At 36.6% G+C, this 13,720-nt stretch carries 13 protein-coding genes and 3 tRNA genes; 13 read left to right on the plus strand and 3 right to left on the minus strand.

Annotation, left to right across the window (positions count from 1 at the left end):
- Positions 1 to 84: 84 nt before the first annotated feature.
- Positions 85 to 1,215 carry a tRNA guanosine(34) transglycosylase Tgt gene (gene tgt / locus D0817_RS18110; RefSeq protein WP_007807692.1) on the minus strand — a complete coding sequence of 377 codons (1,131 nt, stop codon included), beginning with the start codon at positions 1,213 to 1,215 and terminating at the stop codon, positions 85 to 87.
- Between the two features lie 542 nt (positions 1,216 to 1,757).
- On the opposite strand from tgt, the gene D0817_RS18115 reads away from it, so the two are divergent.
- From D0817_RS18115 to D0817_RS18125, 3 genes are all read left to right on the plus strand, one after another.
- The gene (locus D0817_RS18115) at positions 1,758 to 2,075 is read left to right on the plus strand and encodes a hypothetical protein (protein WP_127339780.1); all 318 of its coding nucleotides are present in this window, start codon (positions 1,758 to 1,760) and stop codon (positions 2,073 to 2,075) included.
- 249 nt (positions 2,076 to 2,324) lie between these two features.
- Positions 2,325 to 3,176: a transketolase gene (locus D0817_RS18120; protein WP_127339781.1), complete on the plus strand. Its 852-nt coding sequence runs from the start codon at positions 2,325 to 2,327 to the stop codon at positions 3,174 to 3,176.
- 75 nt (positions 3,177 to 3,251) lie between these two features.
- Entirely contained in the window at positions 3,252 to 4,205 is a 954-nt protein-coding gene (locus D0817_RS18125) for a transketolase family protein (protein ID WP_127339782.1), read from the plus strand.
- A 971-nt stretch (positions 4,206 to 5,176) separates the two neighbouring features.
- Here D0817_RS18125 and bamM read toward each other — a convergent pair.
- The gene (gene bamM, locus D0817_RS18130; RefSeq protein WP_127339783.1) at positions 5,177 to 6,286 is read right to left on the minus strand and encodes a BamM family beta-barrel-assembly machinery protein; all 1,110 of its coding nucleotides are present in this window, start codon (positions 6,284 to 6,286) and stop codon (positions 5,177 to 5,179) included.
- A 79-nt stretch (positions 6,287 to 6,365) separates the two neighbouring features.
- Between bamM and D0817_RS18135 the strand changes: the two genes are divergently transcribed.
- Together D0817_RS18135 and D0817_RS18140 are read left to right on the plus strand one after the other, a co-directional pair.
- The gene (locus tag D0817_RS18135) at positions 6,366 to 6,755 is read left to right on the plus strand and encodes an RNA-binding S4 domain-containing protein (RefSeq protein WP_127339784.1); all 390 of its coding nucleotides are present in this window, start codon (positions 6,366 to 6,368) and stop codon (positions 6,753 to 6,755) included.
- Between the two features lie 149 nt (positions 6,756 to 6,904).
- Positions 6,905 to 7,405, plus strand: a complete 501-nt coding sequence (locus tag D0817_RS18140; protein ID WP_127339785.1) for a phosphoribosyltransferase domain-containing protein — start codon at positions 6,905 to 6,907, stop codon at positions 7,403 to 7,405.
- Here D0817_RS18140 and D0817_RS18145 read toward each other — a convergent pair.
- The gene (locus D0817_RS18145) at positions 7,397 to 7,915 is read right to left on the minus strand and encodes a shikimate kinase (RefSeq protein WP_127339786.1); all 519 of its coding nucleotides are present in this window, start codon (positions 7,913 to 7,915) and stop codon (positions 7,397 to 7,399) included. The two genes, D0817_RS18140 and D0817_RS18145, sit on opposite strands and share 9 nt — an antisense overlap.
- Before the next feature lie 126 nt (positions 7,916 to 8,041).
- Between D0817_RS18145 and D0817_RS18150 the strand changes: the two genes are divergently transcribed.
- The 8 genes from D0817_RS18150 (at position 8,042) to crtID (ending at position 13,718) form a co-directional block, all read left to right on the plus strand.
- Positions 8,042 to 8,114, plus strand: a tRNA-Lys gene (locus D0817_RS18150).
- A 40-nt stretch (positions 8,115 to 8,154) separates the two neighbouring features.
- Positions 8,155 to 8,227, plus strand: a tRNA-Lys gene (locus tag D0817_RS18155).
- A gap of 44 nt (positions 8,228 to 8,271) precedes the next feature.
- Positions 8,272 to 8,354: transfer RNA gene (locus D0817_RS18160), tRNA-Leu, on the plus strand.
- A gap of 341 nt (positions 8,355 to 8,695) precedes the next feature.
- Positions 8,696 to 9,505 carry a lysophospholipid acyltransferase family protein gene (locus tag D0817_RS18165; RefSeq protein ID WP_127339787.1) on the plus strand — a complete coding sequence of 270 codons (810 nt, stop codon included), beginning with the start codon at positions 8,696 to 8,698 and terminating at the stop codon, positions 9,503 to 9,505.
- Positions 9,506 to 9,646: 141 nt separating this feature from the next.
- The gene (locus D0817_RS18170) at positions 9,647 to 10,147 is read left to right on the plus strand and encodes a tetratricopeptide repeat protein (protein ID WP_238160906.1); all 501 of its coding nucleotides are present in this window, start codon (positions 9,647 to 9,649) and stop codon (positions 10,145 to 10,147) included.
- A gap of 131 nt (positions 10,148 to 10,278) precedes the next feature.
- A complete protein-coding gene (locus tag D0817_RS18175) occupies positions 10,279 to 11,232 on the plus strand; it encodes an ion channel (protein WP_127339788.1) in 954 nt (317 codons plus the stop codon).
- Between the two features lie 82 nt (positions 11,233 to 11,314).
- The gene (locus D0817_RS18180) at positions 11,315 to 12,214 is read left to right on the plus strand and encodes a MerR family transcriptional regulator (RefSeq protein WP_127339789.1); all 900 of its coding nucleotides are present in this window, start codon (positions 11,315 to 11,317) and stop codon (positions 12,212 to 12,214) included.
- Positions 12,215 to 12,251: 37 nt separating this feature from the next.
- Positions 12,252 to 13,718, plus strand: coding sequence for a bifunctional phytoene desaturase/3,4-desaturase (gene crtID, locus D0817_RS18185; protein ID WP_127339790.1), 1,467 nt, complete (start codon positions 12,252 to 12,254; stop codon positions 13,716 to 13,718).
- Positions 13,719 to 13,720 lie beyond the last annotated feature (2 nt).

The raw sequence follows: 13,720 nt of genomic DNA on the forward strand, positions 1-13,720 counted from the left end.
TTTGTTTTTCTTGTTTCATGTTTCAGGTTTCAGGCTCTGTTGAGGAGAACCTGAAACCTGAAACAAAAATAACCTGAAACTTTTTTATAGTCGTTGACTCATGTTTTTAACCATCATTTCTTTCCATGGCCTGAAATCTCCTGCTAAGATATGTTTTCTGGCCTCACGAACCAACCACATATAAAAACCAAGATTGTGAATGGTTGCAATTTGTTTTCCTAAATATTCATTAGCGGCAAATAAGTGACGCAGGTAAGCCTTTGTATATTCTGTATCTACAAAAGTATGCCCCATTTCATCGATTGGCGAAAAATCAGCTTCCCACTTTTTATTTTTAATATTGATTGTTCCGTTTGACGTAAACAGCATACCGTTTCGGGCATTACGTGTTGGCATTACGCAATCGAACATATCTATTCCTAAAGCGATGTTTTCCAAAATATTAATAGGAGTTCCAACTCCCATCAGGTAACGGGGTTTATCTTCCGGTAAAATTTCGCAGACTACTTCGGTCATTGCGTACATTTCTTCGGCAGGCTCCCCTACTGACAAACCTCCGATCGCATTTCCCTGCTGACCGGAATTTGCAATATATTCTGCCGACTGACGACGTAAATCTTTATAGGTACTTCCCTGAACAATCGGGAAAAAAGTCTGTTCGTATCCGTATTTATAAGGTACTTTATCTAAATGACTGATACAACGATCCAGCCAACGGTGTGTCATGTGCATCGAACGCTGCGCGTATCTGTAATCGCATGGATAAGGAGTACACTCATCAAAAGCCATAATAATATCGGCTCCGATAGTACGCTGAATTTCCATTACATTTTCAGGCGTAAAGAAGTGGTAGGAGCCATCGATATGTGATTTAAACTTCACCCCTTCTTCCTTAATTTTTCTGTTATTCGAAAGTGAATACACCTGATATCCACCAGAATCTGTCAAAATATTACGGTCCCAGTTCATGAATTTATGCAGTCCTCCCGCTTTTTCCAAAATTTCGGTCTGCGGGCGTAGATATAAGTGATAGGTGTTCCCCAGAATAATGTCCGGATTGATATCCTCTTTCAGTTCACGCTGATGCACTCCTTTTACAGAAGCTACCGTTCCGACAGGCATAAAAATAGGCGTTTCAATTACGCCGTGATCTGTAGTAATACTCCCCGCTCTCGCTTTTGATTGCGGATCTTTTTGTAATAAATCAAACTTCATCTGTTTCTTTTTTCAGTCGGCAAAGATAGTTTAATTTGAGGAAAATATAATTAATTAGAGAATTAGTCCATTAGAAAATTGGATAATGAGTTTGATGGGCTGCAAACCTGGCTTTTTAATTAGATAATTTGTCAATTAGAAAATTAGATAATGACTTTTATTGTCTTTCAATCTTTTTAATTAGAAAATTTGTCAATTAGAAAATTGGATAATGAGTTTGATTGGCTTTAAGCCTGGCTTTCTAATTAGATAATTTGTTAATTAGAAAATGAGGATAATTGTCTCAGATGGGAACAACCCGACTCCATCTGCGTTAGGGATAGCAGCGGCATCCTTTTGTGACACAGGTCTGGTGTTAATTAACAATAATTTTTTCCGGAACAAAAGATATAGCGGATAGCCCGACCCTTGGGGAACGCCCAGAATAATAACATCAAATAATGTAAAAGGTACAAGATCTAAGTACTAAAAGTGTAACAGAATGAGATACCTGATTGTTTAATTTAGTAAACAGAAAAGTGAAATTTAAAAATATAGAAATCATGATAAATTCAGAAGAAAAAGACGCAATAAAAGAAGATCAAATCGAAAAAAACCTGGAACAACTGGATTATCCGGCATCAGAAGACATCTATAATAATGAAGAAAAACTAAAAGATATCGATCCGGATCATATTACCAACGGTAAAACCATTGATGAGAAAGAAGGAGAATGGAATGAAAATTCATTTGACATTGACACAGAGGACAAAACCGGTGAAGATCTTGATGTTCCTGGTTCTGAACTCGATGATCAACAGGAAAACATTGGATCTGAAGATGAAGAAAATAATTATTACAGCGAAAGCGATACGAACTAAAATTAGACACCGCACTACTTACAAACTTTTTTTGCCACAGATTAAAAGATTAAGTCCGATTTTTAAAATCAATTTAATCTTTTAATCTGTGGCAAATCTTTTCCTGAGCACAACAATACTTTATTCTTTTTTTAAGATCAATAAAAAAAGAAACAAAATTTAACAATTCTGACAAACTAAAGCAAAAAATCATTTGTCTCCCCGCAAAATAACAATTACTTTTGCGTCAGTTTAACTTTTACACATAAAATGAAGCCTAACACACAACAATTAAGCGATTTAACTATCCAAGTAAGAAGAGATATCCTTCGTATGGTACATGCTGTAAACTCAGGCCACCCGGGTGGATCACTAGGTTGTACAGAATTTTTGGTTACTTTATACCAAAACATCATGGACCGTAAAGAAGGTTTTGATATGGACGGAATCGGAGAAGATATTTTCTTCCTTTCAAACGGACATATTTCTCCAGTTTTTTATAGCGTTTTAGCCCGAAGCGGTTATTTCCCTGTTTCAGAATTAGCTACATTTAGATTATTAAATTCCCGCTTACAAGGGCATCCTACAACTCACGAAGGATTACCTGGTGTTCGTATAGCTTCCGGTTCATTAGGACAAGGTTTGTCTGTCGCTCTTGGGGCAGCTCAGGCTAAAAAATTAAACGGAGACAATCATATCGTTTACAGCCTTCACGGTGATGGTGAATTACAGGAAGGCCAAAACTGGGAAGCGATCATGTATGCTTCTGCTAAAAAAGTAGATAATATCATTTCAACTATTGACCTTAACGGAAAACAAATTGACGGAACAACAGACCAGGTTTTACCAATGGGAAGTATCCGTGCTAAATTTGAAGCTTTTGACTGGGACGTTCTTGAAATTAAGGAAGGAAACAATATCGATGCTATCCTTGCAGGACTTAATGATGCAAAATCAAGAACAGGAAAAGGAAAACCGGTTTGTATTTTATTGTATACTGAAATGGGTAATGGAGTTGACTTTATGATGCATACGCACGCTTGGCACGGAAAAGCACCAAACGATGAGCAATTGGCAAATGCACTGACTCAAAACTATTCTGCAGATCAAATCGATTATTAAAAAAGCTATAAGCTTTAAGCAGTAAGCTTTATGCCTATTGCCTACAGCCTATCGCGTACAGCAAAAAAAACAAAAATGAAAAAATATACAAATACAGGAAGTAAAGATACCCGTTCAGGCTTTGGAGCAGGAATGACTGAATTAGGTCAGAAAAATGAAAATGTTGTTGCTTTATGTGCCGATTTAATTGGTTCATTAAAATTTGATGATTTCAAGAAAAACCATCCGGAACGTTTTTTCCAGATTGGTATCGCTGAAGCCAATATGATTGGTATTGCGGCTGGTTTAACGATTGGAGGAAAAATTCCGTTTACAGGAACTTTCGCTAACTTCTCTACAGGAAGGGTTTACGATCAGATTCGTCAGTCTGTTGCTTACTCGGATAAAAACGTAAAAATCTGTGCTTCCCACGCTGGTTTAACTCTTGGTGAAGACGGAGCAACACACCAAATCCTGGAAGATATTGGTTTAATGAAAATGTTACCCGGAATGACTGTAATCAATACTTGCGATTACAACCAGACCAAAGCGGCCACTCTTGCCCTGGCAGATCACCATGGTCCGGCTTATTTGCGTTTCGGACGTCCGGTAGTAGCTAACTTTACTCCTGCCGATGAGCCTTTCGTAATCGGAAAAGCAATTCTATTAAACGAAGGTACTGATGTTACTATTGTAGCAACGGGACATTTAGTCTGGGAAGCGCTTATCGCTGCCGAAGCCTTGGAAGCGAAAGGAATTTCTGCTGAAGTAATCAACATCCATACGATTAAACCACTTGACGAAGAAGCGATTCTAAAGTCTCTGGCCAAAACAAAATGTGTGGTAACTGCAGAAGAGCATAATATTCTTGGAGGTCTTGGAGAAAGCATCTCAAGAGTACTGGCTTTAAATACTCCGGCTCCGCAAGAATTTGTTGCTGTAAATGATAGTTTTGGTGAATCCGGAACTCCTGAGCAACTAATGGACAAATACAAACTAAACAATCAGGCGATTGTTGAAGCTGTAGAAAGAGTTATCAAAAGAAAATAATTTAAATTTTCCTTACTTACATACAAAACCTCGAAAGTGATTTCGAGGTTTTTTTATACAAAGAAATAACCAACAACGGTTAAACCCCAATTGTCACCCTGAGCGAAATTGAAAGCTTATGAAAACCAGAGCCGCACATTGGCTGGAAACCGTAATTTTTAAAGGATCACAATAGCCTCCAGCTTTAGCTGGAGGAATTTTGTATGACGAAAACGTCGGCTTTAGCCAAATGCATTTATTTTAATTAGCTTTTTCCCCACTACAGTATAAACCTCTTTAAAAGATAAAACGCTATAATAATCATGCCAAGTCGCAAAGTCGCAAAGTTTTAAGAGTATGCTCGAAACCCAATTGTCACCCTAAGCGAAGTCGAAGGCTTATGAAAACCAGAACCGTTCATTGACTGGAAACCGTAATTTTTAAAGCATCACAATAGCCTCCAGCTTTAGCTGGAGGAATTTTGTATCACGAAAACGTCGGCTTTAGCCAAATATATGTATTTTGATTAGCTTGTTCCCTGCTACAGTATAAACCTCTATTAAAAGATAAAACGCTATAATAATCACGCCAAGTCGCTAAGTCGCAAAGTTTTAAGAGTATGCTCAAACCCCAATTGTCACCCTGAGCGAAGTCGAAGGCTTATGAAAACCAGAACCGTTCATTGACTGGAAACCTTAATTTTTAATCATCTCAATAGCCTCCAGCTTTAGCTGGAGGAATTTTGTATCACGAAAACGTCGGCTTTAGCCAAATATATGTATTTTGATTAGCTTGTTCCCTGCTACAGTATAAACCTCTTTACAAGATAAAACGACATAATAATCACACAAAATCGCCAAGTCGCAAAGTTTTAAGAGTATGCTCGAAACCCAATTTTCCCTGAGCATTCTATTATAAAAACAAAAAACTCAGGAATACAAAAAACCCCGAAATCACTTTCGGGGTTTTTGTATCATTTATTTAAAAATTCATTACGGCTTAGGCGTATGATGTGCTTTATCAACATGGAGCCTCAATCGGTTTGGAGAAGTATAATCCGGTTCGCCGGTTGCTGCAAAAGCAGGAATACCTTTAGGCTCAAATTCATCTGTATTTGGCGTATTTGGATTATCCGCAACAGGGTTAAAAGGATAATATTTACTTATTCCGTAGTTAACCGGAACACCATTTTCGATAACAATCCCCACCTTATCTTTTGGTTTGGTAATCTCCAGTAAAGTGGTGAATCCATCCCCATCATCGTCAACATCAATAAAATCAGCCAGGCCGTCACCATCTGTATCATCAAATAAATTAGCTGGTGGATTTGGATACTTTGTTGTGTTTCTAAGATCATACAGATAGCCATCTTTAATACCATCCTTATTCGGAAGATCTTCTTCAAAATCATAAACACCATCAAAATCATGATCTAATCGCTGAAGACCCAATAATTTAAAACTAAATACCAGACAAGAATAAGCCGGGATATCGGTCTGTCCGGAACCATAATAAGCTAATCCCGAAGGTAAAAACATAACACCTGCTCCGTAATTATCATATGTGATCGTACCACTGCCATCGCTTGCCGGTGTAGCTGTTCCCGTTTTGAATTTAGGAAAAATTTCTGACCAGCCTTCTATTACAGAAGTAGTCAAATACGGCTCCAGGTTAAAATCTCTCGCTACTCCGTAAGAAGTATCAAAAACTTTCCCATTTAAGGTATTTCCTGAATAGGAAGCCGAAATTTTATCATAATTAGTAGGAGCCTGCCCTGTACCTTGTCTTAATACCAGATAATACACTTTATAAGTAACATCATTACTATAAACATCTCTCGATTGTATAGGATATTGGGTTTGATCAAAAATCGAAACCTGAGTGCCTCCTGCCGGAATTTTAGATATTTTAATATCAAAATTTGCAGACACGCTTTCAATATAATTACTCTTTAAATATTTCATAATGGAATCACTGTCAGCTTTGTATTGTTCCTTATAATCTCTTAAAGGAACTATTTCCGCCTCGTCATCACTTTTATTACACGAAACTATAGCAATACCCGCAAGTAATAAAATAAAATAATATTTAAATTTGTTCATTATTCTTAATTTTTTAGGTGCGCAAGATACAATATTGATTTATTTTTGTAAAGATTTTAACTTCTATTTTAGAAAAATTATGAGAATAGATAAATACCTGTGGTGTGTGCGTTATTACAAAACCAGAAATATGGTTACCGAGGCCTGTAAAAAGAACCATGTCACAGTAAACGGGCAGGTTGCAAAACCTTCAAAAGAGGTATTTCCCAGTGATAAGATTACCTTTAGAAAAGACCAGATTACGCAAATCATCACCGTCCTTGACATTCCGGAAAGTCGTGTCGGGGCAAAACTTGTTGATATATATCGAAAAAACGAAACGCCGGCAGAAGCTTACGCGCATTTAGAATTACTAAAACTATCCAAAGAACATTATCGCAAGACCGGAACAGGAAGACCTACCAAAAAAGACAGAAGGGACATTGACGAATATGGGAATGATATTATTGACGAAGAAGAAACCGAGTAAATTCCAATATTTAAAATTCCAAATTCCAATATTTAAATATGAATTTCCTTTCTCGACATTGGAATTTGGAATTTGACAGGATTGGAATTTCAAATTTCATATAGTGGAATTTAAAACCCTAAATTTGTATTTTAGCAAAAAAAATAATCATGAACAAGAACATCATCTTAACGAATCAGGAAATCGAACATAAAATAAAACGTATCGCATATCAAATTTACGAGACTTTTGTTGATGAAGATGAAGTTGTGATTGCCGGAATTGCCTCGAATGGATCTGTTTTTGCCCAAAAAATAGCCGTAGCTCTGGGGAACATCTCCACTCTTAAGGTTTCGCTTTGCGAAGTCACGGTAAATAAACAAAATCCGCAGCTGCCTATACAGACTTCTTTAGCCGCCAGCGAATACTCAAATAAAGGATTAGTACTTGTAGACGACGTCTTAAACTCGGGCACTACTTTAATATATGCAGTTCGTCATTTCTTAGACGTTCCGCTAAAGAAATTCAAAACTGCAGTACTTGTAGACCGAAACCATAAAAAATACCCTGTAAAAGCCGATTTTAAAGGAATCTCCCTTTCAACATCATTGCTGGAGCACGTTCAGGTTGTTTTTGACGAAAATGGTGGTGACTACGCTTTTTTAAGCTAATATTCCCATAATATCCTGAACCGTTTCAGCGACCGATTTATTATCAACCGAAACTTTATGTTGTGCCTGGTTGTAATAAAAGCTTCTGTCGAATAAATGTTTCGCGATAAACTCTCTCATTTCTTCTTCATTCATATTAGCGATTAAAGGGCGCTTGCTCTTGTTATGAATTAGTCTGTTATATAAAGTATCTATGGAAGCTTTTAAATAGATCGAACTAACATCTTCTCTTTTCAGTAATTCATGGTTATTGGCATAACATGGCGTTCCTCCGCCCAAACCAATTATGCTTTTTTCGGAAGACTGAAGCAATTCTACGAAAATTTCATGCTCTAATTTTCTAAAATAGATCTCACCATGCTGTTCGAAAATCTCATTTATCGATAAATTTGCTTTTTTTTCGATGCATTTATCCAAATCTAGAAACGGAATATTTGTAATTTTAGACAAATTTTGGGCGATTGTTGACTTTCCGCAACCCATATAACCTAATAACACAATTTTTTTCATATTAATAAAACCTTATAAACTAAGACGTTGTGAACTTTTCGTAAAAAAAGACAAATTTATAATAAAAATGCTTGGAAACTTCGAAAATAACTCCTTATATTTGCACCCGCATTCAAGGAATTAAATGACTCGATAGCTCAGTCGGTAGAGCACATCACTTTTAATGATGGGGTCCTGGGTTCGAGCCCCAGTCGGGTCACAAATTTTGTGATGAACAAATTAAATTCCTTGATAGCAATGACTCGATAGCTCAGTCGGTAGAGCACATCACTTTTAATGATGGGGTCCTGGGTTCGAGCCCCAGTCGGGTCACAAAGGTCGAGTAATTTATATTACTTGACCTTTTTTTTATTTACGGCCACGTGGAGAAACGGTAGACTTGCCATCTTGAGGGGGTGGTGCTCGTAAGGGCGTGTGGGTTCAAATCCCACCGTGGTCACAAGAAAATTAAAAGCCTGCAAAATCAATTTTTTGCAGGCTTTTTTTTGCCCGGCAGAATTAGAGATAACGTATCGTTCCTTTTAAATAAAAGTCATTCTTACCCTTTCCATTTGTTTTTATTCGCATAATCAATGTTCCCAGATAAAATCAGACTATATTTGGCCATTATTAAAGAATAGCGAGATGATGATCTAAACTCTTATTCAAAACTCAGAATTCTTGTTTCAAGTCATAATGTTGAATAAACAAAATTTCCTAAAAACAACAACCTTTGTTCGTTACAAGTACTTTTAGGTTTTTTTATTTATTTTTTAGAACCCATTTAATAGCTCCAACACTATGACATTGATATCCAAAGAAAAATTTTCTGAAGTTTCCGGCCTTTCAAAAATTCCGATCCCCGGTTTATCCTCTTATTTAATGAAGGCAATGAAAATTAACAATTTAAATAATATGGTAAAAGAGGCGGGCGCTATAGAAGGTGCAGCTTTTGCTGATTATGCTTTAATAAAAATTGGTGTAAAAGTCCAGTTTGATGCTGCTGAATTATTAAACATACCCCGTGAAGGAGCCTTTATAGTAATTGCCAATCATCCTTACGGAGGCATTGAATCACTGGCTTTGTTAAGCACACTTGCTAAAATACGTCCTGATACCATGTATATGGGAAACTTTTTACTAAAGGAAATCCCAAATCTTGAAAAATGCATTATCGCTGTAAATCCATTTGAAAATGTACAAAATTCTGCGAGTATTACAGGATTAAAAATGACACTCAAAGCCCTTGCAGATGGTATTCCGGTTGCCATATTTCCTGCCGGGGAAGTTTCCTCCTATAATTTTAAGACAAATGAAATCACAGATCAGGAGTGGCATCCTGTGGTCGGGAAAATCATCTGCAAAGCAAACGTTCCTATTTTACCTGTATATTTTCATGGAAATAACGGGCTTTTCTTTAGTATGTTAAAAACAATTCACCCGATGTTACAAACTTCAAAACTAATATCGGAACTTTTTAACAAACAAGGATATATACTTAAAATGACGATAGGCAAAACCATTCCTGTAACGGGAACAAAAGATCCTTTACTGCTAAAAAATCTCAGAAACAAGCTGTATGCCTTAAAAAGCAAATCCCATATTAATTGACAGCCGCTAAAAAATCTAATACTTGTAACAATATTTTTTTTATTTACTAATCATTATTTTTTACAAAAGAAATTCTCTTACAAATAAATCTTTCTTAAATTCGTCACAGAATTAATTAACCTACTAATCCCAAATTAGTCTATGAAACATTTATTATTACTATCATTTCTTATGATTACGTGCTCCGGTATTGCACAATCTGCGACCGGTTATTTTGACAAAGCCATGAAAAAGGCAGAAGCAGGAAACACTAAAGGTGCTATTGCCGACTACACCAAAGCAATAAGCATGAATTCTAAATTTGTTGAGGCCTACCAAAACAGAGGAGTTGCAAAGTACAAACTCAACGATTTAACAGGGGCTTTGGCTGATTTTACTAAAGCAATTGAATTAGATACCATGAATTCTGATGCTTTTACAGGAAGAGCCAATGTGAACTACAAACTAATGAATTACGACGCCTCTATTGAAGACTGTTCGTACTGCCTTATGATGAACCCTAAAGATTATATCGCCTACAACTTGCGGGGCCTGGCTTATAATAAAATTGGAGACAAGAAAAAATCCTGCAGTGACTTCACTAAAGCAATTGAATTAGGCAGCAAAAGCGCCATAAAAAACAAAGCTACTTTTTGCAAATAAAACCAAAAAACAAAGCTCTAAATACAAAGCAATCTGCGAAAATTCATTTTTCCGGATTGCTTTTCTGTTTACAATCCGTCCTGTTTTCATATTAAAATATCATTACATTTGTGACCATAAACTAAATTTTAATGGTGCTTCTTAAAAATATAAACCACAAGGCAAAAACAGATGTAAATTCCGGATTTGGGACTAATGCAAATAGTTACGGAGGAAGATTTGTAAACAAAAACGGGACTGCCAATATCGAGAAAAGAGGCATGCATCTACTGCGTCGCATTAGTTGGTACCACACCATGATCGAAATGCCCAACTGGAAATTCATGCTTATTCTGTTTTCCTTTTACATCATCATCAATTTTATATTTGCAATTATTTATTACGCCATCGGAATACAGCACCTCGACGGAATAGCCGCTTCCGGAAACTTTGTAACCCAATTTGGACAAGCTTATTTTTTTAGCGCCCAAACGTTTACAACAGTAGGTTACGGACACATCAGTCCTACCGGATTTCTGACAAGCGCTTTATCTGCGGCCGAAGCATTAATTGGCCTGTTAAGCTTTGCCATTGCAACAGGTTTATTTTTTGGAAGATTCAGCAAGCCAACAGCTTTTTTAAAGTTTTCACACAATGCCCTTATTTCACCTTATGGCGACAACAAAGCATTGATGATACGCCTTGTCCCATTTAAAAATACCAATTTAACAGAAGCCAAAGCAAAAATAACACTCGGAATGAGTATTGAAGAAAATGGCATTATGACTAACAAGTTCTATAATTTAGAACTGGAACTCGACCAAATAAATGCACTTTCATTAAGCTGGACTTTAGTACATCCGATTACGGAAAACAGTCCTTTGTATAATTTTACAGAAGAGGATTTCAGGAAAACCCATGGTGAAATCCTGGTTTTCATCACCACCTTTGATGATATGTTCAGCAATACAGTTGCCGCAAGAACCTCGTATACGTTTGATGAAATTATTTATGATGCTAAATTCAAAATAATGTACAACAGAAGCGAAGACGGTTCCAGGACCATTCTCCATCTGGACCAATTAAATCAGTATGAGACTACATAATTCCTCATATTCTGTCATTTTAACCAAGTATGAAAGGTAATCTCAGATTTTATTCTATTTTTGTTTACCAAATTGTAGCATAATGATAAACAACATAAAGACTGTTTTCAGCATAAAAGACCTCGAAAATTTATCTGGAATAAAGGCACACACGATCCGTATCTGGGAAAAAAGATATAATATTCTTGAACCTATGCGCACGGATACCAACATCAGACTTTATAATCTACAAAACCTACAGAAGCTTTTAAACATCACACTATTACACGAATACGGTTATAAGATTTCGAAAATTGCAACTTATCCTGAAGAAAAGATTCCACAATTGGTTCGTGAAATCATTTCCAAAAAGAATTCTCAGAACTATGCCATCACTTCATTCAAGATGGCCATGATGAATTTTGACCAGGAAATATTTTTCAACACTTTTGACTGGCTGATTTCTGAAAAAACGTTTAAAGAGGTTTTCAAAGAAAATTTCCTTCCGTTATTGAAAGAATTAGGATTATTATGGCAATCCGAAACCATTACCCCTGCAAATGAACATTTCATGAGTCATTTGATTCAGCAAAAAATACTGATTTATACCGAAAGCCTTCAAATACAAAAACCAACCAAAACGGATCGTGTTTTCGTACTTTCATTACCACTCAATGAAATTCACCAAATCGGGTTACTTTACCTACAATATGAAATTTTATCGAAAGGCTACAAAACCATATACCTGGGAGAAAGTATGCCCATCGAAAATCTTCAGGATCTCACCAGACATTTTGACAATATCACTTTTATATCTTTCATGACCGTTCAGCCGGATCGTGGGGTTATCAATCAATATGTCAGGTCCATGGGACAAAAGTTACTGCTAAAGAATAACGAAATCTGGCTTATGGGCAAGATGGTCGAACACATTGACCAGAAAAATTTGCCGGAAAGAATACGCATTTTCAATTCGATGACAGAAACAATAGAAAGAATATAATTTTTTTGTTTAAAGTTTTTGTACATTTGTTAAACAAATGAAAAAAACTATCATCATTATAGGATCGGGCTTTTCTGCCTTAGCGGCTTCCTGTTACCTTGCGCAACAAGGAAACAGCGTCACTATCTATGAAAAAAACGAAACGATTGGAGGAAGGGCCAGACAATTCAAAAAAGACGGTTTTACTTTCGATATGGGACCAAGCTGGTACTGGATGCCGGATGTTTTTGAGCGCTTCTTTAATGACTTCAACAAAAAGACATCGGACTACTACGAGCTTATAAAACTGAATCCTGCCTACAGAGTTTACTTCGGAATTAATGATTTTATCAGTATTTGCGACAATCTGGAAGAAATAAAAAGCACTTTTGAAAACATCGAAACCGGAAGCGGCAAAAAGCTGGACGCTTTTATCAACGAAGCAAAAAGCAATTATGACATCGCCATTAAAGATCTCGTGTATCGTCCGGGGGTTTCTCCGTTAGAACTAATTACACCCCAGACCGCTTTAAAACTAAATCAGTTTTTCAGCACGGTCAGCCGTGATGTCCGAAAGAGTTTTAAAAACGAACGGCTTATCCAGATTCTTGAATTTCCAGTCTTATTTCTTGGAGCAAAACCGACTAAGACCCCTTCCTTTTATAATTTCATGAATTATGCTGATTTTGGATTAGGAACCTGGCATCCCAAAACGGGAATGTTTGATGTTGTCCGGGCCATTGAAAAATTAGCAACCGAATTGGGCGTAACCATACAAACCAATTCCCCAATAGAAAAAATAGTCGTAGAAAACAATACGGCGACCGGGATCTTGATAAACGGTAATTTCATAAAAGCAGATATTGTTTTAAGCGGGGCCGATTATCATCATACCGAAACTTTACTGGACGAAGTGCATCGTGCGTATTCTGAGGAATATTGGAAACGCAGGGTTTTTGCACCGTCTTCCCTCCTTTTCTTTGTGGGTTTTGATAAAAAAATAGAAAACATCTCACACCACGCTTTGTTTTTTGACGTTGATTTCAATCAGCATGCCATCGACATTTACGATCATCCAAAATGGCCGGAAGCTCCTTTGTTTTATGCTAATTTCCCTTCCAAAACAGATGAAACTGCAGCACCGGAAGGAATGGAAAGTGCTTTTTTTTTAATCCCCCTGGCTCCGGGAATAGAAGACAATCAGACACTTAGAGAAGAATATTTTGAAAAAATAATCTCACGTTTTGAGCAGCTTACACAACAAAAAATAAAAAATAACATTATATTTAAGAGGTCTTTTTGTAAAAACGATTTTGTGGAAGATTACAATGCCTATAAAGGGAATGCCTACGGAATGGCAAATACCCTGCTGCAAACCGCTTTTTTAAGACCTAAATTGAAGAGTAAAAAAGTCAGGAATTTATATTTTACGGGACAATTAACCGTTCCCGGACCAGGTGTTCCTCCTGCTTTAATTTCAGGAAAATTAGTTGCCGAGTTAATTCGTAAATCTATTAGATCATAAAA

It is taken from the genome of Flavobacterium cupreum (genome assembly GCF_003996965.1).
Classification (GTDB): Bacteria; Bacteroidota; Bacteroidia; order Flavobacteriales; family Flavobacteriaceae; genus Flavobacterium; species Flavobacterium cupreum.

Excerpts from the sequence above, each read along its gene's own strand:
- D0817_RS18140 (WP_127339785.1), top strand. The coding sequence starts at position 6,905 with ATGAACAAGAACATCATCTTAACGAATCAGGAAATCGAACATAAAATA.
- bamM (WP_127339783.1), bottom strand. The coding sequence starts at position 6,286 with ATGAACAAATTTAAATATTATTTTATTTTATTACTTGCGGGTATTGCT.
- D0817_RS18120 (WP_127339781.1), top strand. The coding sequence starts at position 2,325 with ATGAAGCCTAACACACAACAATTAAGCGATTTAACTATCCAAGTAAGA.
- tgt (WP_007807692.1), bottom strand. The coding sequence starts at position 1,215 with ATGAAGTTTGATTTATTACAAAAAGATCCGCAATCAAAAGCGAGAGCG.
- D0817_RS18180 (WP_127339789.1), top strand. The coding sequence starts at position 11,315 with ATGATAAACAACATAAAGACTGTTTTCAGCATAAAAGACCTCGAAAAT.
- D0817_RS18115 (WP_127339780.1), top strand. The coding sequence starts at position 1,758 with ATGATAAATTCAGAAGAAAAAGACGCAATAAAAGAAGATCAAATCGAA.
- D0817_RS18145 (WP_127339786.1), bottom strand. The coding sequence starts at position 7,915 with ATGAAAAAAATTGTGTTATTAGGTTATATGGGTTGCGGAAAGTCAACA.
- D0817_RS18135 (WP_127339784.1), top strand. The coding sequence starts at position 6,366 with ATGAGAATAGATAAATACCTGTGGTGTGTGCGTTATTACAAAACCAGA.
- crtID (WP_127339790.1), top strand. The coding sequence starts at position 12,252 with ATGAAAAAAACTATCATCATTATAGGATCGGGCTTTTCTGCCTTAGCG.
- D0817_RS18125 (WP_127339782.1), top strand. The coding sequence starts at position 3,252 with ATGAAAAAATATACAAATACAGGAAGTAAAGATACCCGTTCAGGCTTT.
- D0817_RS18165 (WP_127339787.1), top strand. The coding sequence starts at position 8,696 with ATGACATTGATATCCAAAGAAAAATTTTCTGAAGTTTCCGGCCTTTCA.
- D0817_RS18170 (WP_238160906.1), top strand. The coding sequence starts at position 9,647 with ATGAAACATTTATTATTACTATCATTTCTTATGATTACGTGCTCCGGT.
- D0817_RS18175 (WP_127339788.1), top strand. The coding sequence starts at position 10,279 with ATGGTGCTTCTTAAAAATATAAACCACAAGGCAAAAACAGATGTAAAT.